The 22742-nt window shown below is 57.6% G+C and carries 21 protein-coding genes; 12 read left to right on the top strand and 9 right to left on the bottom strand.

The window, feature by feature from the left end; all coding sequences use genetic code 11:
- Positions 1-14: 14 nt before the first annotated feature.
- The 10 genes from rsfS to lipA all read left to right on the top strand — a co-directional run bounded on the left by rsfS (position 15) and on the right by lipA (position 9407).
- On the top strand, positions 15-413 hold the full coding sequence (rsfS, locus tag K3169_RS26845; RefSeq protein ID WP_027902314.1) for a ribosome silencing factor: 399 nt from the start codon (positions 15-17) through the stop codon (positions 411-413).
- 9 nt (positions 414-422) lie between these two features.
- Positions 423-890 (top strand): 23S rRNA (pseudouridine(1915)-N(3))-methyltransferase RlmH, encoded by a 468-nt coding sequence (gene rlmH, locus K3169_RS26840; RefSeq protein WP_027902315.1) that lies wholly within the window; start codon positions 423-425, stop codon positions 888-890.
- A gap of 12 nt (positions 891-902) precedes the next feature.
- Complete coding sequence (mrdA, locus tag K3169_RS26835; RefSeq protein WP_122707054.1) at positions 903-2804, top strand: penicillin-binding protein 2; 1902 nt, start codon at positions 903-905, stop codon at positions 2802-2804.
- 31 nt (positions 2805-2835) lie between these two features.
- The gene (gene rodA, locus K3169_RS26830; RefSeq protein WP_049827151.1) at positions 2836-3939 is read left to right on the top strand and encodes a rod shape-determining protein RodA; all 1104 of its coding nucleotides are present in this window, start codon (positions 2836-2838) and stop codon (positions 3937-3939) included.
- Between the two features lie 17 nt (positions 3940-3956).
- Positions 3957-4964 carry a lytic murein transglycosylase B gene (gene mltB, locus K3169_RS26825; RefSeq protein ID WP_099268219.1) on the top strand — a complete coding sequence of 336 codons (1008 nt, stop codon included), beginning with the start codon at positions 3957-3959 and terminating at the stop codon, positions 4962-4964.
- Positions 4964-5971 (top strand): septal ring lytic transglycosylase RlpA family protein, encoded by a 1008-nt coding sequence (locus tag K3169_RS26820; protein ID WP_231667782.1) that lies wholly within the window; start codon positions 4964-4966, stop codon positions 5969-5971. The genes mltB and K3169_RS26820 overlap by 1 nt, the downstream gene beginning before the upstream one ends.
- 240 nt (positions 5972-6211) lie before the next feature.
- Positions 6212-7372: a D-alanyl-D-alanine carboxypeptidase family protein gene (locus tag K3169_RS26815; protein WP_027902320.1), complete on the top strand. Its 1161-nt coding sequence runs from the start codon at positions 6212-6214 to the stop codon at positions 7370-7372.
- Between the two features lie 87 nt (positions 7373-7459).
- A complete protein-coding gene (locus K3169_RS26810) occupies positions 7460-7735 on the top strand; it encodes a DUF493 domain-containing protein (protein ID WP_027902321.1) in 276 nt (91 codons plus the stop codon).
- Positions 7735-8382, top strand: a complete 648-nt coding sequence (gene lipB / locus K3169_RS26805; RefSeq protein WP_027902322.1) for a lipoyl(octanoyl) transferase LipB — start codon at positions 7735-7737, stop codon at positions 8380-8382. The genes K3169_RS26810 and lipB overlap by 1 nt, the downstream gene beginning before the upstream one ends.
- Before the next feature lie 2 nt (positions 8383-8384).
- Positions 8385-9407 (top strand): lipoyl synthase, encoded by a 1023-nt coding sequence (lipA, locus tag K3169_RS26800; RefSeq protein WP_263268940.1) that lies wholly within the window; start codon positions 8385-8387, stop codon positions 9405-9407.
- A 1045-nt stretch (positions 9408-10452) separates the two neighbouring features.
- Here the strand turns inward: lipA and K3169_RS26795 are convergent.
- From K3169_RS26795 to leuS, 5 genes are all read right to left on the bottom strand, one after another.
- Complete coding sequence (locus tag K3169_RS26795; RefSeq protein ID WP_263268937.1) at positions 10453-11772, bottom strand: lytic murein transglycosylase; 1320 nt, start codon at positions 11770-11772, stop codon at positions 10453-10455.
- A gap of 84 nt (positions 11773-11856) precedes the next feature.
- Positions 11857-12012 (bottom strand): alternative ribosome rescue factor ArfA, encoded by a 156-nt coding sequence (arfA, locus tag K3169_RS26790; RefSeq protein ID WP_027902325.1) that lies wholly within the window; start codon positions 12010-12012, stop codon positions 11857-11859.
- 316 nt (positions 12013-12328) lie between these two features.
- The gene (gene holA / locus K3169_RS26785; protein WP_027902326.1) at positions 12329-13366 is read right to left on the bottom strand and encodes a DNA polymerase III subunit delta; all 1038 of its coding nucleotides are present in this window, start codon (positions 13364-13366) and stop codon (positions 12329-12331) included.
- A 192-nt stretch (positions 13367-13558) separates the two neighbouring features.
- A complete protein-coding gene (lptE, locus tag K3169_RS26780) occupies positions 13559-14164 on the bottom strand; it encodes an LPS assembly lipoprotein LptE (protein WP_122707060.1) in 606 nt (201 codons plus the stop codon).
- 86 nt (positions 14165-14250) lie between these two features.
- Complete coding sequence (leuS, locus tag K3169_RS26775) at positions 14251-16857, bottom strand: leucine--tRNA ligase (protein ID WP_231675631.1); 2607 nt, start codon at positions 16855-16857, stop codon at positions 14251-14253.
- A gap of 314 nt (positions 16858-17171) precedes the next feature.
- Between leuS and K3169_RS26770 the strand changes: the two genes are divergently transcribed.
- Positions 17172-17543, top strand: coding sequence for a hypothetical protein (locus K3169_RS26770; RefSeq protein WP_231675630.1), 372 nt, complete (start codon positions 17172-17174; stop codon positions 17541-17543).
- 85 nt (positions 17544-17628) lie between these two features.
- Positions 17629-18390, top strand: coding sequence for a YdcF family protein (locus K3169_RS26765; protein ID WP_263268933.1), 762 nt, complete (start codon positions 17629-17631; stop codon positions 18388-18390).
- A gap of 133 nt (positions 18391-18523) precedes the next feature.
- On the opposite strand, the gene lnt is transcribed toward K3169_RS26765, so the two are convergent.
- The 4 genes from lnt to K3169_RS26745 are packed head-to-tail and all read right to left on the bottom strand — an operon-like array spanning position 18524 to position 22434.
- Positions 18524-20044 carry an apolipoprotein N-acyltransferase gene (lnt, locus tag K3169_RS26760; RefSeq protein WP_231675628.1) on the bottom strand — a complete coding sequence of 507 codons (1521 nt, stop codon included), beginning with the start codon at positions 20042-20044 and terminating at the stop codon, positions 18524-18526.
- Positions 20045-20070: 26 nt separating this feature from the next.
- Positions 20071-20913: an HlyC/CorC family transporter gene (locus K3169_RS26755; RefSeq protein ID WP_027902332.1), complete on the bottom strand. Its 843-nt coding sequence runs from the start codon at positions 20911-20913 to the stop codon at positions 20071-20073.
- A 5-nt stretch (positions 20914-20918) separates the two neighbouring features.
- The gene (gene ybeY / locus K3169_RS26750; protein WP_263268930.1) at positions 20919-21419 is read right to left on the bottom strand and encodes an rRNA maturation RNase YbeY; all 501 of its coding nucleotides are present in this window, start codon (positions 21417-21419) and stop codon (positions 20919-20921) included.
- Entirely contained in the window at positions 21412-22434 is a 1023-nt protein-coding gene (locus tag K3169_RS26745; RefSeq protein ID WP_122397727.1) for a PhoH family protein, read from the bottom strand. Before K3169_RS26745 ends, ybeY begins: the two co-directional genes overlap by 8 nt.
- Positions 22435-22742: the final 308 nt, after the last annotated feature.

The following is a 22742-nucleotide window of genomic DNA, read 5'->3' as shown; positions in this document are numbered from 1 at the left end:
TGAATGAGTTTTATATGACCAAGCAAAAACACAACATTTCCGGCGAAGAGCTGGTTGAACTGACCAAGGCCGCTCTGGAAGACGTCAAAGCCCAGGACATCCTGGTCATCGACGTGAAAGACAAGCACAGTCTGACTGACTACATGGTTATCGCCACCGGTACCTCGAACCGTCAGATCAACGCGATGCTCGACAAGGTTCGCGAAAACGTCAAAGCCCGCGGCGCACAGCCATTGGGCGAAGAAGGCAAGGGCGAAAGCGATTGGGTACTGCTCGATCTGGGCGACGTTATCGTGCACATGATGACTGCCGCGGCTCGTCAGTTCTATGACCTGGAACGCCTCTGGCAGGGTGCTGAGCAGAGCCGTGCTGCGAGCGCTGCGCACCACACCCCAGGCAACGAAGTCGAATAAGGCTTTATTGTGCGTCTGCGTTTGATTGCCGTTGGTTCGCGCATGCCCAAGTGGGTGGAAGAAGGCTGGCATGAATATGCCAAACGTCTGCCATCCGAACTGGCGCTCGACCTCGTGGAAATTCCGCTCAATACCCGTGGCAAGAATGCCGATGTGGCCCGCCTGATCCGTCAGGAAGGCGAGGCCATGCTGGCAAAAGTGCAGCCGGGCGAGCGGATCGTGACCCTGGAAGTGCACGGCAAGCCATGGAGCACCGAACAACTCTCGGTTGAGCTGGACCGCTGGCGCCTTGATTCACGCACTGTGAATCTTATGGTGGGCGGTCCGGAAGGGCTGGCCCCGGAAGTCTGTGCGCGCAGCGAGCAACGCTGGTCATTGTCACCTTTGACGTTGCCGCACCCTTTGGTGCGCATCCTCATTGGCGAACAGATCTATCGCGCCTGGACAGTTCTGTCCGGGCACCCCTATCACAAATAGCATCGCGCCCTCATGTCTCAGCCGATTCGCCTAAAAGACCACGAGAAAGACGCACGCCTTGTGCGTGGTCGCGTCGTGGTCGGGGCTGTGGCCGTGGTGGCGCTGGTGTGTGTGTTGATTGCCCGGCTGTATTTCCTGCAGGTCATTCAGTACGACTATCATTCGACCCTGTCGGAAAACAATCGGGTCCATGTGCAGCCGATTCCACCGAGCCGTGGGTTGATCTTCGACCGCAATGGTGTGGTGATCGCTGACAACCGGCCCAGTTTCAGTTTGAGCATGACCCGCGAGCGTTCTGGCGACTGGGCGCAGGTGCTGGACACCATCGTCGAGGTGCTGGAACTGACACCGGACGACCGGCTGATCTTTGAAAAGCGCATGAAGCAGGGGCGGCGGCCATTTGAGCCGGTGCCCATCCTTTTTGAGCTGACTGAAGAGCAAATCGCCCGCGTGGCGGTTAACCAGTTCAGGTTGCCTGGTGTGGAAGTCGTTGCGCAGCTCGTTCGGCATTACCCTCAGGGTCCGCACTTTGCACACTCTGTGGGTTACATGGGGCGGATCAACGAGAAAGAGCTGAAAAACCTCGATCCGGTCAACTACAGCGGTACTCACCACATTGGCAAAACCGGGATCGAGCGTTTCTACGAAGATCAGTTGCACGGTCAAGTGGGTTACGAGGAAGTCGAAACCAACGCCCGTGGTCGTGTCTTGCGAGTGCTCAAACGGACTGATCCGGTGCCCGGCAAGGACATCGTCCTCAGCCTGGATATCAAGCTTCAAGAAGCCGCCGAAGCAGCACTGGCAGGGCGTCGTGGCGCAGTTGTGGCCATGGACCCGAGAAACGGCGAGGTGCTGGCGATGGTCAGCGCGCCGAGCTTCGACCCGAACCCGTTTGTTACCGGCATCAGTTTCAAGGCTTATGCCGAGTTGCGTGATTCCATCGATCGGCCGCTGTTCAACCGAATTCTGCGCGGCTTATACCCGCCCGGTTCGACCATCAAGCCCGCTGTGGCCATTGCCGGTCTGGATTCGGGTGTTGTGACAGCGTCAAGTCGGGTGTTCGACCCGGGCTATTACCAATTGCCCAATTACGATCACAAATACCGTAACTGGAACCGCACCGGCGATGGCTATGTGGATCTGGATACCGCGATCATGCGTTCCAACGATACCTATTTCTACGATCTGGCCCACAAGCTGGGCATTGACCGGCTCTCCGCGTACATGAACAAGTTCGGCATTGGGCAAAAAGTGTCGCTGGATATGTTTGAAGAGTCTCCCGGCCTGATGCCATCCCGCGACTGGAAGCGTGCGACTCGTCGTCAGGCCTGGTTCCCGGGGGAAACACTGATTCTCGGGATCGGTCAGGGCTACATGCAGGCCACGCCGTTGCAGCTGGCCCAGGCCACCGCGCTGGTTGCCAACAGAGGCGTGTGGAACCGGCCACATCTGGCCAAGAGCATCGAGGGTGAGAAGCCTGTTGATGAAAATCCGATGCCCAATATCGTGTTGCGTAACCCCTCTGACTGGGACAAGGTCAACCACGGCATGCAGCAGGTTATGCACGGCGCCCGGGGTACAGCGCGCAAAGCCGCCATTGGTGCTCAATACCTGATCGCTGGCAAAAGCGGCACCGCGCAGGTGGTGGCAATCAAGCAGGGCGAGAAGTACGACCGCTCCAAGGTTCAGGAACGTCACCTCGACCACGCGCTGTTCGTAGGCTTTGCTCCGGCCAATGATCCAAAGATTGTGGTTTCGGTCATGGTCGAAAATGGCGAGTCCGGCTCAGGTGTCGCGGCGCCTGTGGTTCGTCAGGTCATGGATGCCTGGCTGCTCAAACCTGACGGAACACTCAAACCTGAATATGGCGGCGCTCAAGCCGTGGAGGCCGCGGCCAGTGCCAGTGAAGAGTAATTTCGACCGCATTTTGTCCAGCGAAGACGTGATGCGTCGCCGCGCGACCTTCTTGCAGCGCATTCATATCGATGGTCCTTTGCTGGTGCTTTTGTTGACCCTGGCGGCGGGCAGCCTGTTCGTCCTGTATTCGGCCAGCGGTAAGAACTGGGACTTGCTGATCAAGCAGGCGAGTTCGTTCGGTATAGGCCTGGTGGCAATGGTGATCATTGCCCAGCTGGAGCCGCGCTTCATGGCTCGATGGGTCCCCGTGCTGTATGTGATCGGCGTGTTATTACTGGTGGTGGTGGATGTCATGGGCCACAACGCCATGGGGGCCACGCGCTGGATCAATATCCCAGGAGTCATCCGCTTTCAGCCGTCCGAGTTCCTCAAGATCATCATGCCGGCGACCATCGCCTGGTATCTGTCCAAGCGAACCCTGCCGCCGCAGCTCAAGCATGTTGGGGTGAGTCTGGCGCTGATCGGCGTTCCGTTTGCCTTGATCGTTCGCCAGCCAGACCTCGGTACTTCGCTGCTGATTCTCGCCTCGGGTGCGTTCGTGATGTTCATGGCCGGTCTGCGCTGGCGATGGATTATCAGCGTGATCGCCGCTGCGGTGCCGGTATCCGTCGCCATGTGGTTTTTCATCATGCACGACTACCAGAAGCAGCGGGTGCTGACCTTTCTTGACCCTGAAAGTGATCCGCTGGGTACTGGCTGGAACATCATTCAGTCAAAAGCGGCCATCGGATCCGGCGGCGTATTCGGCAAAGGCTGGCTGCTCGGAACCCAGTCGCACCTGGACTTTCTGCCGGAAAGCCACACCGACTTCATCATCGCTGTACTGGGCGAGGAGTTCGGGCTGGTGGGGATTTGTGCTCTGTTGCTGATCTACATGCTGCTCATCGGGCGCGGGCTGGTGATTACCGCTCAGGCCCAGACATTGTTCGGCAAATTGCTGGCGGGTGCGCTGACAATGACATTTTTTGTTTACGTTTTCGTCAACATCGGTATGGTCAGTGGCCTGTTGCCGGTAGTGGGCGTGCCGTTACCCTTCATTAGCTATGGAGGAACTTCGCTCGTGACGCTGCTGTCAGCCTTTGGAGTTTTGATGTCGATCCATACACACCGTAAATGGATCGCTCAGGTTTGATTAAGGTGAAGAATTCAATGCAAGTAGTGCGTAGCTGGGCTCGATATGCTCCGGTGGTCGGCCTGGTTGGCATCCTTGGATCTGTTCAGGAAGCATTCGCTGGCGATTACGAAGGTTCGCCGCAAGTCGCCGAATTTGTCGGCCAGATGACTCGGGACTATGGTTTCGCTGGCGAACAACTGATCGAAGTATTTCGCGAAGTAGAACGCAAACAGGCGATTCTTGACGCGATTTCCCGCCCGGCCGAGCGGGTCAAGCAATGGAAAGACTACCGCCCGATGTTTATCACTGACGCGCGAATTGCGCGAGGTGTGGACTTCTGGCGTCAGCACGAAGCTGCGCTCACACGCGCGGAACAGGAGTATGGCGTTCCGGCTCAGGTCATCGTATCGATCATCGGTGTCGAAACCTTTTTCGGGCGTAATACCGGCAACTATCGAGTGATCGATGCACTGTCTACGCTGGGCTTCGACTACCCGCCGCGTGCTGACTTCTTCCGCAAGGAACTGCGCGAGTTCTTGTTGCTGGCACGGGAAGAGCAGGTTGATCCGCTGACGCTCAAGGGCTCTTATGCTGGTGCGATGGGGCTGCCGCAGTTCATGCCGAGCAGCTTCCGCGCCTATGCCGTGGATTTCGACGGCGACGGACACATTAATATCTGGACCGATCCGGATGATGCCATTGGCAGTGTGGCCAGTTACTTCAAGCAGCATGGCTGGGTAGCTGGCGAGCCAGTTGTCAGCCTGGCGAGCGTACGCGGTGAGCGTGTCGATGAAGGCCTCACACCGGGCATTGATCCGGTAAAGACCGTCGGGGAGTTGCGAGCCTTGGGTTGGTCGAGTCATGATGCGCTGCGCGACGACTTGCCAGTGACCGCATTCAAGCTGGAAGGCGAAAACGGACCTGAATACTGGATGGGTTTGAAGAATTTTTATGCAATCACTCGCTATAACCGCAGTGTGATGTACGCCATGAGTGTTCATCAGCTGTCTGAATTGTTGGTTCAAGCTCGGGGCGTCAAGTAATGCGGGCATTGCCGATGGTTACATCGTTGAAGTTGATGGCGTTGGCTTCGCTGTCATTGCTGGTGGTCAGCTGTTCGTCCCCAAGCCGTCCTGTGCAGAAGGGCACCGCCGGTATTTCTTCGCCACCGGGCCTGGACATCAACCGTGCGCATAAAGATGGCGCGCCTTGGTGGGACGTGGATATCTCGCGTATTCCGGATGCTACGCCGAGCCTGCACACCGGGCCGTACAAGGCGAACCCATACACCGTGCTGGGCAAAACCTATTTCCCGATCCAGGATTCGCGTAACTATGTCGCGTCGGGCACTGCGTCCTGGTATGGCACCAAGTTCCACGGGCAGAACACCGCCAACGGCGAGGTTTATGACCTGTATGGCATGAGCGCGGCGCACAAGACGCTGCCGCTGCCCAGCTATGTCAAAGTGACGAATCTGGACAACAACCGCACGGTGATCCTGCGGGTCAATGACCGCGGGCCGTTCTATTCGGATCGCATCATCGATTTGTCCTACGCTGCCGCCAAGAAGCTCGGCTATGCCGAGACCGGTACGGCGCGTGTGAAGGTCGAGGGTATCGATCCACAGGTATGGCTGGCTCAGAATGGGCGTCCTGCGCCGCTGTTGCCTAGCCAGCCGCAAGCCATTCCGCAAGCTGCAGCCCCGGCATTGATCGCATCCGCCGGGACCATCGAGCAGTACACGCCACCGCCGCAACAGCACGCTGCGCCTGCGGTGCCGTTTGACGCAAAAAAAAACGCTTCCGCACCAGCCTCTGGGCTGTATCTCCAGGTGGGCGCGTTCGCCAACCCGGACGCTGCGGAGCTCCTGAGGTCGAAATTGAGCGGAATGGTTCGGGCTCCGGTGTTCGTGAGTTCGATAGCCCGCAATCAACAGACACTCTATCGAGTTCGAATGGGGCCGATCGGCACTCAGGGTGAAGCCCAGCAAATGCAAAACAGCGTAAGGTCAGCCAATCTGGGCCAGCCTAGCGTCGTGACACTGGATTAAGAGCTGTTTACGTCCCGCAGAGATATTCGGGACGCATCGGTTTTACAATTGCCTGCCGAACGATTGCCACCAGAGCAAGCCGCGCAGGCAATTGTCCATGAGTCTGTCTGTCAAGCAGGCGGTTCATGGGCCAGGATTAGAGCCTGGCACCGCCGGTCGTTGTGAGCGGTACCGCTTGCATCGGCCCGTTAAGCTTTGCCCGTGAGGGCATGTTTGCCCATTAGCAATTTCGAGAGACGGATGAACATCACCACCTTTGCAAAACGCTTGTGCCTGCTTGTACCGCTGATCATCACTCCGGCTGCCTGGGCCGCTGAACAGATGACGCCTTCCGCTCCGCAACTGGCTGCCAAAGCCTATGTGCTGATGGACGCGAGCAGCGGTAACGTTCTGGTCGAGAACAACGGCGACCAGCGTTTGGCGCCTGCCAGCCTGACCAAACTGATGACTGCCTATATCGCGACGCTGGAAATTCGTCGTGGGCAGATCGGCGAGAATGATCCGGTGACCGTCAGCGAGAACGCCTGGCGTACCGGCGGTTCGCGGATGTTCATCAAAGTGGGCAGCCAGGTCACCGTCAGCGATCTGCTGCACGGGATCATCATTCAGTCCGGCAACGACGCCAGCGTAGCGCTCTCCGAGCACATCGCCGGTAGCGAAGACGCATTCGCCGACATGATGAACAAGACTGCTGCTGATCTGGGCATGACCAACAGTCACTTCATGAACCCGACAGGCCTGCCGAACCCGGAGCACTATTCGTCGGCCCACGACATGGCGATTCTGGCTCGCGCGATCATTCATGAAGATCCGGCTCACTATGCGATCTACTCGCAGAAAGAGTTCTTCTGGAACAACATCAAGCAACCTAACCGCAACCTGCTGCTCTGGCGCGACAAGACCGTTGATGGTCTGAAAACCGGCCACACCGATGAAGCGGGCTATTGCATGGTGTCTTCTGCCGTTCGTGATGGCATGCGTTTGATCGCTGTGGTGTTTGGCACCAGCAGCGAGCAGGCCCGTGCGGCTGAAACCCAGAAGTTGCTGACTTACGGCTTCCGTTTCTTCGAAACCCAGAACTTCTACCAGAAGGGCACTGAGCTGGCTCAGGCAACCGTCTGGAAAGGCACCGAGCGTCAAATCAAGGCTGGCCTGGCTGAAGACCTGAGCATGACCATGCCAAAAGGCGAGATGAAGAAGCTGACCGCCAGCATGACCATGAACCCGCAGCTGGTTGCGCCAATCGCCAAGGGCGACGTGATCGGCAAGGTTGAAGTGAAAATGGAAGACAAAGTCGTCCATACCGCTAACCTGATCGCCCTCGACGCTGTCGAGGAAGGTGGCATCTTCCGCCGCGTGTGGGATAGCATTCGCCTGTTCTTCTTCGGCTTGTTCAACTGATTCCAGTACAACGCTGACCACGACGCGCCCACTCATACCCTGATTGGGCGCGTTTCCGTCTTCACGGCTTGTGAGACCTTTACTGCCATGACAGATTCCGACGTCAAGTCGCACAAAATCGAATTCCCCTGCGATGACTATCCGATCAAAGTGATCGGTGACACAGGTGTGGGTTTCAAAGACAGCGTGATCGAGATTCTGGCCAAATACGCCAAGATCGAGATATCCACGCTCGCCGAACGCCAAAGCAGCAACGGCAAGTACACGACTATCCAGTTGCACATCGTTGCAACCGGCGAAGACCAACTGCGTGACATCAATAGCGCACTGCGCGCTACGGGTCGCGTGCACATGGTGCTTTGATGGGCGCAATGCTGGGCGTTCGAGAGCTCGGCCAGATCGATTACGAACTGGCCTGGCATGCGATGCAGCGCTTTACCGACCAGCGCGGTAAAGACACTCAGGACGAGATCTGGCTGGTGCAGCACGCACCGGTTTTCACTCAGGGGCAGTCCGGCAAACCCGAACATTTGCTATTACCGGGTAATATTCCGGTGGTACAGGTCGATCGTGGCGGCCAAGTGACCTATCATGGCCCCGGCCAATTGGTGGTCTACCTGATGCTCGATGTCAGGCGCCTTGGTTTCGGTGTACGTGATCTGGTAACCCGGATCGAGAACAGCCTGATCGATTTGCTGGCCAGTTACGGTGTAACGGCCGCAGCCAAGGCTGACGCACCGGGTGTTTATGTCGATGGAGCGAAGATCGCGTCCCTGGGGCTGCGAATTCGCCACGGTTGCTCATTCCATGGTCTGGCGCTGAACGTCGACATGGACCTTGAGCCCTTTCGACGGATTAATCCCTGTGGATACGCAGGGCTGGCAATGACCCAGCTGTGCGATCATGCGGGCCCGATTGAATTTGCCGAGGTAAGTGCCCGGCTGCGTACGCAGCTCGTCAAACACCTCGACTATGCTGAGCAGACGACCCTAACGGGCGGAATCGACTGATTATGACTACTGCGACTGAAACTGCCGTGCAAACCTTGATCCCAACCGTCGACGTTTCCGAGCGTGCACCTCGCCCTAAAGTTGAGGCTGGCGTTAAGCTGCGTGGCGCGGAAAAAGTTGCGCGTATCCCGGTGAAGATCATTCCAACTGTCGATCTGCCGAAAAAGCCTGACTGGATCCGCGTTCGTATTCCGGTTTCCCCTGAGGTTGATCGCGTCAAGCAACTGCTGCGCAAGCACAAACTGCACAGCGTTTGCGAAGAGGCTTCTTGCCCGAACCTGGGCGAGTGCTTCTCCGGCGGCACTGCGACCTTCATGATCATGGGTGATATCTGCACCCGTCGCTGCCCGTTCTGCGATGTGGGCCATGGTCGTCCGAAGGCGCTGGATGTCGATGAGCCGGTTAACCTGGCGGTCGCTATCGCAGACCTGCGCCTCAAGTACGTGGTGATCACGTCGGTTGACCGCGACGATTTGCGTGACGGCGGTGCCCAGCACTTCGCCGACTGCATCCGCGAGATCCGCAAGCTGTCGCCAAACGTGCAGCTCGAAACGCTGGTTCCGGACTATCGTGGCCGCATGGACGTTGCGCTGGAAATCACCGCAGCCGAGCCGCCAGATGTGTTCAACCACAACCTGGAAACCGTGCCGCGTCTCTACAAGGCTGCGCGTCCGGGGTCGGATTACCAGTGGTCGCTGACCCTGCTGCAACGCTTCAAGCAAATGGTCCCGCACGTGCCGACCAAATCCGGCTTGATGCTGGGCCTGGGCGAAACCGACGAAGAAGTCATCGAAGTCATGCAGCGCATGCGCGAGCACGACATCGACATGCTGACCTTGGGTCAATACCTGCAACCTTCCCGCAGCCACTTGCCGGTGCAGCGCTTCGTGCATCCGGACACCTTCGCCTGGTTTGCGGAGGAAGGTTACAAGATGGGCTTCAAAAACGTGGCGTCTGGCCCGCTGGTGCGCTCTTCGTATCACGCCGACGAGCAGGCCAAGATTGCCGTCAAGGCGATGGTCTGACGCGTCAAGCGTTGAACTGTTGAGCTGCAAACAAAACGGGCCGGATATCACTATCCGGCCCGTTTTTGTTTGCGAATGTTCAGACTCTTAAAGATTCTATGTTGGCTTGCAAACCCAATTCCCGTGGGAGCGAATTCATTCGCGAAAGCGGTATTCCAGCCAATGAAGATGTGTCGAATGTACTGCCCTCTTCGCGAATGAATTCGCTCCCACAAGTGGCCGCGCAAATTTACCTGATTCTATGGTTTGCGCAGGTTTTGCAACAATTCCTGCGTCGGATACCCATCTGCTGGCCATCCCAACGCCTGCTAAGCGCTGCGGCTAAAGTCGGTCCTACGGAAGAACGCAGTTTCATGCGGGAGACTCTATGTTGGCCTGAAAACCCAATTCCCGTGGGAGCGAATTCATTCGCGAAAGCGGTATTCCAGCCAATGAAGATGTGTCGAATGTACTGCCCTCTTCGCGAATGAATTCGCTCCCACAAGTGGCCGCGCAAATTTACCTGATTCTATGGTTTGCGCAGGTTTTGCAACAACTCCTGCGTCGGATACCCATCTGCTGGCCAGCCCAACGCCTGTTAAGCGCTGCGGCTAAAGTCGGTCCTACGGAAGAACGCAATTTCATGCGGGAGACTCTTGTTGGCCTGAAAACACGATTCCCGTGGGAGCGAATTCATTCGCGAAAGCGGTATTCCAGCCAATGAAGATGTGTCGAATGTACTGCCCTCTTCGCGAATGAATTCGCTCCCACAAGTGTCCGCGCAAATTTACCTGACTCTATGGTTTGCGCAGGTTTTGCAACAATTCCTGCGTCGGATACCCATCTGCTGGCCATCCCAACGCCTGCTAAGCGCTGCGGCTAAAGTCGGTCCTACGGAAGAACGCAATTTCATGCGGGAGACTCTATGTTGACCTGAAAACAAAATTCCCGTGGGAGCGAATTCATTCGCGAAAGCGGTACTCCAGCCAATGAAAATGTGCTGAATGTACTGCTCTCTTCGCGAATGAGTTCGCTCCTACAAGTGTCCGCGCAAATTTACCTGATTCTATGGTTTGCGCAGGTTTTGCAACAATTCCTGTGTCGGATACCCATCTGCTGGCCAGCCCAACGCCTGCTGAGCGCTGCGAATGGCTTTGCGCGTATTGGCGCCGATAATGCCGTCCGGGTTGCCTGCGTCGTAACCGCTGGCCGAGAGCAGGCTTTGCAGTTCCATGCGCTCAGAACGGCTCAGAGGGACGTCTCCACGCGGCCAGCTTCCTTCGACGAGGCCGCCACCCTGGAATCGTCCTGACAACAGCCCGATCGCCAATGCGTAAGACGAAGAGTTGTTGTAACGCAGGATTGCGCGGAAATTATCCATCACCAGAAACGCAGGGCCTTTGTAGCCAGCGGGTAACAACAGTGCGGCTTGTTGCTGTAAGGCGGTCGCAGGCAGGGCACTGCCGCTAGGCAGCGTCAGGCCCAGTTGCTGCCATTCCGCCAGACTTTTGCGGGTCGAGGCGTCAGCCAGTGCGTAGTCGAAGCCATTGGCGAGTCTGACTTCATAGCCCCAAGGCTGACCGGTCTGCCAGCCAGAGCTTTGCAAGTAGTGCGCAGTCGACGCGAGGGCATCCGGAGCGCTGTTCCAGATATCCCGGCGACCGTCACCGTCGAAATCCACTGCATGGGTGTTGTACGTCGTCGGGATGAACTGCGTCTGGCCCATGGCACCGCCCCAGGAACCGATCATCTGTTCAGGGGCTATGTCGCCCTGCTGCAGAATTTGCAGTGCGGCCAGCAACTGATCTTGAGCGAAGCTGCGACGGCGGCCTTCATAAGCAAGCGTCGCCAGTGAGCGAATCACCGATTGCGAACCCTGGAACTGCCCGAAATTACTCTCCATGCCCCACACAGCAACCAACGCATTGCGGTCTACGCCGTATCGCTGCTCGATGGTTTGCAGGACGCCAGCATATTGGTTGAGCAACGCTTGCCCTTTACGAACGCGTGCGTCAGAGATCGCACCGTCCAGGTATTCCCACACTGGCCGAGTGAATTCCGGCTGGCTGCGGTCAGCCTTCACCACCTTCATATCCGGCGTCACGCCTGTGAAGGCACGATCGAAAATGTCTGCTCTGATACCTGCCTTGAGTGCCTGCGCGCGGAAACCAGCCTGCCAGTCGGCAAAGCTCATGGTGGGCAGAATATCGAGATTGGCATCCACGGCAATGGCCGGAGCCGGTGAGGCGAGCGGCGTGGTGATAACGCGTGGAAGAGGCGTGGCGTCGGCTGCTGTCGGTTTTTCCGCACAGGCAACTAACAGGATAAGGCTGGAGGCAGCGATCATTTGGCGCATTTGCCAACGTCGGAAAAAACAAGAGGGCATGCTTGGGTCCAAGGTATTACCGTTAGATGCAGACCTTATCATGCCTGCAGGCCGGAAAGGACCTCGGGGAACAGTCGCGATGTTTCAGGCAGCCAGAAAGTAAGAAGCCTCCCAGCTTTTAGACTGGAAGGCTTCGCGGCGGTAGCTGCCTTTGCCTTTGCCGGGTTGTTCCTGGCGGCTGCGGAACAATGGCTGGGCAATGATGGATTTGGCCTTGTTGGGCCGTTTGGACTTTTTCATGGTGATGTTCTCTCGGCTGTTAAGTAAGCGGCGCGAATCATCGACCCAAGACAGGGCAGTGTCTAATTGATCTGCGCTATCGCTGGCAAATCTCTGTGGAGGGTTATCTATTTGCCAGCAAATCCAGTCCCAGTGGGAGCAGGGCTTGCCCGCGATACAAACACCTCTGTGCAACAGACATATCGCGTCATCGTTCATCGCGGGCAAGCCCGGCTCCCACAGGAAACTCGTTTGACCTGTGGGAGTCGCCCCGGTCGCTCCTACAGTAAAAAGCATTCCAAATCAGATAGTTATATTTTGTTTGATAGGAGCGGATTTACTCCGCTGGCAACGCCAGACGCTGACCTGCCATCAGCAGTGACAACCGGCTCAAACTACTCCAAGGCGAGCCAACTGCCTGGCCTTTGATCTGCGCATCAATGCGTTGCGCATCCATCAGCAGTTCGGCCCAGCGTTTGGCGGAATAGCGTTGCAGTGCTTTGCTCATGAGCGGCTTGCGCTTGTCCCAGATGGGCGGACGGGCGGAACTGAACGCTTTGTCCAATGGCATGCCCTGACTGAATTGCAGTGCAAGGTTTGCCAGTACTCGCAGCTCTCGAGAGAGAGCCCAGAGAATCACTGGCGGCTCGACACCTTCGCCTCGCAGGCCCTCAAGCATGCGCAAGGCGTGAGAAGCCTCGCCGTTGAGGATGGCATCGGTCAGCCCGAAAACGTCGAAACGCGCGCTGTCAGCTACGGCTGCCTGTACGGTCTCGACAGTAATCTGGCCTTCTTCGGCCATCAGTTTGAGCTTTTCGATTTCCTGAGCGGCGGCCAGCAAATTGCCTTCCACTCGCGCCGCGATCAACTCGACGGCATCTTGGGTGGCTGCCAACCCGGATTGAGACAGGCGTTGGCGAATCCATTGGGGTAATTGCCCGGCATCTACCGGCCAGATTTGCACGAACTGGGTCTGCGCACCTTCGACCAGCGCTTTACCCCATTTGGTTTTCTGCGCGCTGCCATCAAGCTTTGGCAAGCTGATCAACAGCAGCGTGTCTTCGGCGGGGCGGGCGCAGTACTCCATCAAGGCAGCAGCCCCTTTGTCTCCAGGTTTTCCGGAGGGAAGGCGCAACTCAAGCAGTCGGCGCTCGGCGAACAGCGACATGCTTGCGCCGGCCTGCAGCAGCGTGCCCCAGTCGAAACTGGAGTCGGCGCTGAAGACCTGGCGTTCGTCAAAACCTTGCTGTCGGGCCGCAGCTCGAATCGCGTCGGCGGCTTCCTGGCACAGCAGTGGATCGTCGCCGCTGACTATGTAAACGGGCGAGAGAGCACCTTGCAGGTGTTTGCCAAGTTGGGCGGGGGCGAGTTTCATCTGAAATTCCTCGGTGTCCCTGACAAAGCGCCATCAAGCAGTAAACACGGTCCCTGTAGGAGCCAACTTGTTGGCGAGGCGGTAGTTTTGATTACGCAGGCCTGGCGTCTCGCGAACAAGTTGGCTCCTACAGGGGGAATGCATTTCAAACAGGTAGGCATCGAGGGCCAGCGTTAACCGGCCCTCTACATCTTAACGAGACGGGATTTCGATCGGCGACTGTTGTGGCGTTTCGTCGCGAATGCGTTGAGCGGCTTCCAGTGCATCGGCTTCTGCTTTGGCAACGGCGTCAGCCTTCGCTTGCAGCTCATCCAGTTGCGCTGGCGTCAGTTGTTGCAGTTGGGCCATCAGATTCTGGATGACGTCGCTGCGCATCTCATTGCGAACTTGCGTAGCCTGCATATCGGAACCGATCAGGTTATTACCGTCATGCACATAGATCTTTTCGACCTGGACTTTACGGGTCAGCAACTCGCGATTCTGATCGCCTCTGATTTGGTAGTTAAGCGTTGTGTTCAGCGTGTACTCAGCCGAACGACCCGCGCCCGCGGAGCTCGCGGCACGTTGGGTTTCCTGTTCGTTGAGAATCACCAGCTTGTAGGGCGCGCCCTGGTAGATTTTGACACCGCTGCCTTCCAGAACCTGACGCAGTTGCACGACTGTTTTGCCGTAGGCGTCACGTGCGCTGACATCCAGTTCCTTGATGGACAGCTGGTTTTCGCCAGTGCCACGCAGCTGGAAACCGCAGGCGCTCAAAAGTACGGCGAGGCCCATAACCAGCAGATTGCGTTTGATCATCTTGATGCTCCCCTTGAATCCGTTTGGGCCGACTGTGCGAACCCAGGAAATATGTTCAGCGCCCGATCGTCGGGCGCTCGATCCCATCAGCTTGCGACGATATTGACCAGTTTGCCGGGCACTACGATGACTTTGCGGATGGTCAGGCCATCGACGAAGCGCAATACGTTCTCGTTGGCACGGGCAGCCGCTTCGACTTCTTCGCGGGTAGCGCTGGCTGGCATTTCGATCTGACCGCGCAACTTGCCGTTAACCTGAATGACCAGTTGCAGGCTGTCTTGAACCAATGCAGTTTGATCCAGAACCGGCCAGCCAGCGTCGATAACAGGCGTGCTGTGGCCCAATTTGTTCCATAGCTCGTGGCTGATGTGCGGTGTGATCGGTGCCAACAGCAGGGCAACTGTTTCCAGACCTTCCTGAATCAGGGCGCGATCCTGAGCGGAGGCCTGCGGGGCTTTTTCCAGCACGTTCATCAGCGTCATCACCTGGGCAATGGCGGTGTTGAATTTTTGGTGCTGACCAATATCCTGGCTAGCCTGCTTGATCGCCTGGTGGATCGCACGGCGAATGACTTTCTGGCCGTCATCAAGAGAGGCGATGTCCAGCGCTGCTGGCAGACCCTGAGTAACGTGGCTCTGCGCCAGGCGCCAGACGCGACGCAGGAAGCGATGCGAGCCTTCAACGCCGGAGTCGGACCATTCCAGGCTCATGTCAGGTGGCGAGGCGAACATCATGAACAGGCGGCAGGTATCGGCGCCGTACTGATCGATCATCGACTGAGGGTCGACGCCATTGTTTTTCGACTTGGCCATTTTCTCGGTGCCACCGATCTCGACGGGCAGGCCGTCGCTGATCAGTTTGGCGCCGACGATCTTGGCTTTACTGTCGCGCTCAAGCTCTACATCTGCCGGGTTGAACCAGGTCTTGCTGCCGTTGGCTTCAAGGCGATAGTAGGTTTCGGCGATGACCATGCCCTGAGTCAGCAGGTTCTTGAACGGTTCGTTCGAGGTCACCAGGCCTTCGTCGCGCATCAGCTTGTGGAAAAAGCGCGCATACAGAAGGTGAAGGATGGCGTGCTCGATACCGCCAATGTACTGGTCAACCGGCAGCCAGTGGTTAGCCGCAGCAGGATCGACCAGACCGCCTTCGTAGTGAGGCGAGGCGTAACGAGCGTAATACCACGAGGACTCCACGAAGGTGTCCATGGTGTCGGTTTCACGCTTGGCCGGTGCGCCGCATTTCGGGCAACTGCACTCGTAGAACTCAGGCATGCGCGCCAATGGCGAACCAGCGCCATCGGGTACGACGTTTTCAGGCAATACAACGGGCAGTTGATCTTCTGGAACAGGCACGTCGCCGCAGGTGTCGCAATGCACGATCGGGATCGGGCAGCCCCAGTAGCGCTGGCGGCTGATGCCCCAGTCGCGCAGACGGAATTGGGTGCGGGACTGACCGAGACTCTTCTTGGTCAGTGCTGCTTCCATCGCGTCGAATGCGCCAGCGAAATCCAGGCCATCGAACTCGCCGGAGTTGATCAGCGTGCCGTGCTCGCCGTAAGCCGCCTGCCACGGAGCAGGTGTTTCATCGCCTGCGCCGGTGCGGACTACGGCCTTGATTGGCAGGTCGTATTTCGAGGCGAACTCGAAGTCGCGCTCGTCGTGTGCAGGGACTGCCATTACAGCGCCGTCGCCGTAATGCATCAGTACGTAGTTAGCGACCCAGACGGGCAGCTTTTCGCCGGTCAGTGGGTGCTCGACGAACAACGAGGTCGGCAGGCCTTTCTTTTCCTGGGTGGCAACGTCGGCTTCGGCGACGCTGCCACTTTTGCATTCGTTGATGAATGCTTGCAGCTGCGGATCGTGCTGCGCGGCCAGGGTAGCCAGCGGATGTTCGGCGGCAACGGCGACATAAGTCGCGCCCATCAGGGTGTCCGGACGGGTGGTGAAAACTTTCAGCGCGCCGGCTTCACCAATGGAAGCCTGGTTGTACGGGAACTGAACTTCCATGCCACGGGATTTGCCAATCCAGTTACGTTGCATGGTTTTGACCTGCTCGGGCCAGCCCGGCAGCTCGTCGAGACTCTCCAGCAGCTCATCCGCATAAGCGGTGATCTTGAAGTAGTACATCGGAATTTCGCGCTTCTCGATGATTGCGCCCGAACGCCAGCCGCGGCCATCGATGACTTGTTCGTTGGCCAGAACGGTCTGGTCAACCGGGTCCCAGTTCACGGTGCCGTTCTTGCGGTAGATCACGCCTTTTTCGAACAGGCGCGTGAACAGCCACTGTTCCCAACGGTAGTAGTCTGGTTTGCAGGTGGTGACTTCGCGGGACCAGTCGATCGCCAGACCGAGGCTTTTCAGCTGGGTCTTCATGTAGGCGATGTTTTCGTAGGTCCACTTGGCTGGCGCGACGTTGTTTTTCATCGCGGCGTTTTCTGCCGGCATGCCGAATGCGTCCCAGCCCATTGGCTGCAGGACATTCTTGCCTTGCATACGCTGGTAGCGAGCGATCACGTCACCAATGGTGTAGTTGCGCACGTGCCCCATGTGTAGCTTGCCGCTAGGGTAAGGAAACATCGATAGGCAATAGAAGGTTTCCTTGCCTGGCTGTTCACTGACTTCAAAAGACTTTTGCTCGTCCCAGAAGGTTTGGGCGGCGGCTTCGATTTCACGGGGCTGATAGAGTTCGTGCATGGCTACTTTTTACTAAAGATTGGTGACCCTTGACCTCTTCGTTGCATCGCCGATTCAGGTCGGCACCGCTGCCGGACAATGGAAACTGCCTGTGCGGTGCTTTCGGGCTCGAGCGAGCGGAAGTGGAATTACAGGAAGCGCCGTAGCATACATGAGCGCCGACTATCGAGGGAAACCCTGATTTACGTGGCCGTTTGCTCGAGAGGGCCAGTTCAGCGGCAGTCAGCCGCCGTTTGTCGCAGCAATGCACCGGTTTTGACAGCGGCGCTAAGCTCAATATCGAGGGTATGTTTTATCTTCGATGAGGTGAGCGGATGACAGAGCTGCAGCACACAGATACAACTCATGATCTGTACGAACGTTTGATTAATCGGCTGGGCCTTGCTCTGGAAACGGCAGATATTGCAGTACGACTTCGTGACGAGTGGCCTGAGGAGCTTGAACTCCGTGGCCTGAGTCGTGCCGAGTTCGATTTGATTGAAGCCTATTTGAATAACGCTGGCGTTGCGGCAGGTGGTGACGTAAGCCCTGATGTGCCAGGGAGTTTCATCGTTTCACGGGAGCCCGCTGAGGCGGCATCGGTGCCGTCATCTTCAGCCAAGGTAATCTGGCTGAAGGACAAGAAGCGAGCCATGTCATTGGCCAGGTTGAACCGTCACAATTCAAGCAATCTCTTCAGGCGTTAACGTTCGCGGGCTACAAGTCTGCATCACAAGCATTGTTGCTTGGCGTCAATCCTTCTAGGCTTCGGGCATCTTCTGGAGATGCCTGATGCCTGTCCGCTATTTGATCAAAGCAATTGTCCTGCCGCCCGGTATTTTCTTCCTGCTGTTGCTGGTGGCGTTTTATCTGCGCCGGGCCCGGCCGCGTCTGGCTGCGAGCTGTTTTGCGGTAGGGCTGGGCGGACTGTGGCTGATGAGTTTGCCGGTGGTTGTGGAGACTGCGGCCCGCGGGATCGAGACGGTTCCGCCTCTGCCACTTGGCGAATGGGCGACCCTGGCGCAACGAGCTGACGCGATTGTAATTCTCGGGTCGGGCCGCGAGCGTAATGATCCGAGCTGGGGAGCTGATATCCCCACAGGTGTGGCCCTTGAACGTATGCGCTATGCGGCCAGGCTGTCCAAGGCATCCGGCCTGCCGATCCTGACGACAGGTGGCCTGCATTACGGCGAACCGCCGAGTGAGGCGGCCATCATGGCTGAGTCTTTGGAAAACGACTTCGGCGTGCAGGTTCGCTGGCAGGAAGGTTCGAGTCGCACGACCTGGGAGAACGCTACGATGACGGCGGCGATGTTGCAGCCTTTGGGTATCAAGCGGGTGGTGATCGTGACTCAGGCCTGGCACATGCCGCGCTCCATCTGGAGCTTTGAAAAAGCCGGATTTACCGTAGTTGGCGCACCCGTTGGGTTTTTAAGTGCCGACAACGCACGCGTCTTTGGCGGCTGGCTGCCGGAAAGCCGGGCGATCTGGCAGAGCGGGCAATTGCTTAATGAAGCGGCGGGGTTGCTGGTTTATCCGTGGGTTTATCCCTGAATTCCATTTGGAATGCATTCCTTGTGGGAGCGGTGCTTGCCCGCGATAAACGATAACGCGGTATGTCTTCAAGCTTCGTCTCATGCATCGCGGGCAAGCACCGCTCCCACAGAAATCTCATCCACAGGTGTAATCAGACCGTCTTGGAAATCCGGCTCGCCACCAGCGCCCAGCCAATCAACAGCGCACAGACAATCGCCAGTGGCCATGAGCGCCAGCGCAGGTAAGGCGTCAATTCCTGCATGGGCACGACTTCGCCATACATCACACCGCGTTCGAATTGCGGGATCTGCGTGGTGATCTTGCCGAACGGATCGATCAATGCCGTCACGCCGTTGTTGGTAGCGCGGATCATCCAGCGACCGGCTTCCAGTGCTCGCATCTGCGCCATTTGCAGGTGTTGAAGTGGCCCAATGGAGGTGCCGAACCACGTGTCGTTACTCACCGTCAGCAGCAATTGGCTTTGCGCGGAAAGCCCGGCCGCGAACTCCGGATACACCACTTCATAGCAAATGAAGGGCGCGATCTGGTAGCCCTTGGCTTGCAGCATCGCCTGATCACTTGGGCCGCGCGCAAAGTCGGACATCGGCAGGTCAAAGAAGGCGATGAGGCCACGCAACAGGTCCTGCAAAGGAACGTATTCACCAAAGGGCACCAGCTTCTGCTTCATGTAGGTGCCTTGGCCCTCACCGACTACGGTGATTGCGTTGTAATAGCTGTAGCTGCCGCGGTCATTGGTTTCACGCAGCGGGACGCCGGTAATCAGCGCCGAACCGCGCTCTGTCGCGAACTGCCCGATCATCTTCAGATAGCCCTCGGCAGAGCTTTTGAGCACCGGCACTGCTGTTTCCGGCCAGATGATCAGATCCGCCTGCTGCGAGCGGAAGGTCATGTCGCGATAGAGCGCCAATTGCGCATTAAGCTGCTCGGGGTCCCACTTCATGTGTTGTTCGATGTTGCCTTGAATAGCGGCAACTTTCAGTGGTGCACCAGCGGGCGAAGTCCAGGCATGGTTTTTCAAGGCCAAGGCGGTAATCCAGGGCGCGACCAGCAACACCACGCCAACCGCCAGAAATGATTTGCGTGTCCGCAACCGTGAAAGATTGCACAGCAGCGCCGCGGTCAGTGCCAGCGCAAAGGACACCAGCCACATCCCGCCAAGCGGCGCGAGGCCTGCCAATGGGCCGTCAAGCTGGCTGTAACCGGAATAAAGCCACGGGAAGCCGGTGAGGAACCAGCCGCGAAATGCCTCCTGGACCAACCACAAGGCAGCGAAAGCCAGTGCGTCGGCCAGCGGTGCTTCGTTGCGGCGAATCCAGCGGGCCCACAGCCAGGCGGGCAGGGCGAAGAACCAAGCGATGCAGGCAATGAACAGCAGCATCAGGAACCCGGCGAGCAGCACCGAAGCACCGCCGAAGTTATGGATACTGACGTAGATCCAGCTGGTGCCAGCGCCGAACAGGCCAAAACCGAAGCACCAGCCCCGACCCAGCGCCTGACGCGGGCTCAGATTGCGCAGGCCCAGATAAAACAGGGCGAGCGCAACCAGCGCCAGCGGCCAGATATCGTAGGGTGCAAGGGCGAGGGTGGTAAGCGCGCCAGCCACCACGGCCAGCAGGTTACCGGGCCAGCCGGGGTGGGTGATCCAGCGCATTTACATTCCTTAAAGCGGAGAGAGCGTTACGAGCGTGTGACAGGGCTCAGACGCAGCAAGTGGATACGACGGCTGTCAGCGTTGAGAATCCGGAAACGGTACGCGCCGATTACGGTGATTTCATTACGCTTGGGGAGATGCCCGAAAGCACTCATCACCAGGCCACCGACCGTGTCGAATTCATCATCTGAGAACTCGCTGTCGAAAAACTCGTTGAAGCTTTCGATGGGCGTAAGCGCCTTGACCAGGAAGTCGCCGCTGGGCAGCGGTTTGATGTAGCTGTCTTCCTCGACATCGTGCTCGTCTTCAATATCGCCAACGATCTGTTCCAGCACGTCTTCAATGGTCACCAGACCTGCCACACCGCCGTATTCGTCGATAACGATGGCCATGTGATTGTGGTTGGCACGGAATTCACGCAGCAGTACGTTCAGGCGCTTGGATTCCGGGACGAAGGTAGCAGGGCGCAGCAAATTCTTGATATCGCCTTCGCCGCCGTCTTCCTTGAGGATCAACGGAAGCAGGTCTTTGGCGAGCAGCACGCCGAGTACATCATCGTGGCTTTCGCCGATGACTGGATAGCGGGAGTGGGCGGCATCGATGACGGCGGGGAGGAACTCCCGCGGCGTCTGGCTGGCCTTGATGCTGATCATCTGCGAGCGCGGGACCATGATGTCCCGGACTTGGAGGTCAGCGACCTGAATGGCGCCTTCGACGATGGCCAGCGCTTCGCTGTCCAGCAGTTTGTTCTGATGGGCTTCGCGCAGCAGCTCAAGCAGCTCCTGGCGGTTTTTCGGCTCATGGGCAAAAGCCTGGGTGAGCTTACCCAGCCATGACTTTTGCCCGTTGCTCGATCGATCTTCGCTCATAGCCCTTACTCGTTGTCCTTGCTTGGTATTGCTGAATGTGGAGTTTCGTCGTGTTCGTCATCGGCATAAGGATCGGGATAGCCCAACTCCTCAAGCAACGTTCGTTCCAGTGCTTCCATTTCTTCGGCTTCTTCATCATCGATGTGGTCGTAACCCAACAGATGCAGACAGCCGTGAATCACCATGTGCGCCCAGTGCGCATCTGACGCTTTGCCTTGTTCCGTTGCTTCGCGGGCAATAACCGGGGCACAGATGACCAGATCGCCGAGCAGCGGAATATCCAGCATGTCGTCGGGCACGTCAGCGGGGAACGACAAGACGTTAGTCGCGTAATCTTTGTGTCGCCACGTGTGATTAAGCTCACGGCCTTCGGTTTCATCCACCAGCCGGATGGTCAGCTCGGAATCGGCGCTGCGTTGGCGCAAGCCCATTTCGCACCAAAGGCGGAACTGGGCTTCGCTGGGGACGCTTGCTTCACTTGCAACTTGCAGGTCCAGCTCAAGCATCGCGGCGGTATTCCCGAGAGGAATTGTTCGTAGCTGGGGGCGCATCGCTGTTGCGGTCTTCGAAGCGCTCATAGGCCTCGACGATGCGCTGCACCAGCGGGTGACGCACCACATCCTTTGGCTTGAAGTGCGTGAAACTGATTCCCTGCACGTCCTTGAGCACCTCGATGACATGGGTCAGGCCCGACTTGGTGCCTTTTGGCAGGTCGACCTGAGTAATGTCACCCGTGATCACTGCGGTGGAGCCGAAACCGATACGGGTCAGGAACATCTTCATCTGCTCGACCGTGGTGTTCTGGCTTTCGTCGAGAATAATGAAGCTGTTATTGAGCGTACGACCGCGCATGTACGCCAGCGGTGCAACTTCGATAACCTGCTTTTCGATCAGCTTGGCGACGTATTCGAAGCCCAGCATCTCGTAAAGCGCGTCATACAACGGGCGCAGGTAAGGGTCGATTTTCTGTGCCAGATCACCGGGCAGGAAACCGAGCTTTTCACCCGCTTCTACGGCCGGTCGCACCAACAGAATGCGTCGGATCTGTTCACGTTCAAGCGCGTCAACGGCACAGGCTACGGCAAGGTACGTCTTGCCGGTACCGGCCGGACCGATGCCGAAGTTGATGTCGTTCCCAAGAATTTCTTTAACGTAGCGCTGCTGATTCAGGCCACGCGGGCGAATCATGCCTTTTTTGGTGCGCAGGGCGACGCCTGGGTCGGCCGCCGGGTGGTTGTCCAGCTCTTCTACGCCGGATTCCTGCAGGAACAGGTGGACCATGTCGGGCGACAGTTCAGAGCTTTTGGCTTCCCGATAAAGGCGGCGCAACAGGTTTTCGGCTGAGGTGGTTTGCTTGGGCTCGCCAATCAACTCGAACTGATTTCCGCGGTTACGGATCTCAATGTTCAGGCGCTGTTCGATGAGACGCAGATTCTCGTCGAGTTGCCCGCAGAGATTTGCGAAGCGATGAGCCTCGAAAGGTTCGAGGATGAAACGATGTGGTTCGACTTGTACGTTCAAGGTCGTTTTTAGCCGCCCTGGGGCAATTAAGGTGAAACGAAGGATAAACCCTGTGACCTGTGTGCGAAAGCTCTGACTTGATAAAGGTTGCGCAACGTCATGAGGAGCGCAAAACCTGTGCAGACTGTGTGAAAACTACTGCGCTCGGCAATACTGCGTTAAAAACAGGCGAAAAATGCTCATTTAGAACACTAGAGTCGGACGCGACCCCGGCCGTTTTTCGCCTGTTTTTGCCTTGTCTTGCCGTCGCTCGCTACGTTTTCACACAGTCTGTGTGGGAGCGGATTCATCCGCGAAGGGGCGGTACA

The organism is Pseudomonas phytophila (assembly GCF_025643095.1).
Taxonomy (GTDB): domain Bacteria; phylum Pseudomonadota; class Gammaproteobacteria; order Pseudomonadales; family Pseudomonadaceae; genus Aquipseudomonas; species Aquipseudomonas quasicaspiana.
The sequence above is the reverse complement of the archived record's forward strand: the minus strand, read 5'-3'. Positions and strand labels throughout refer to the sequence as shown.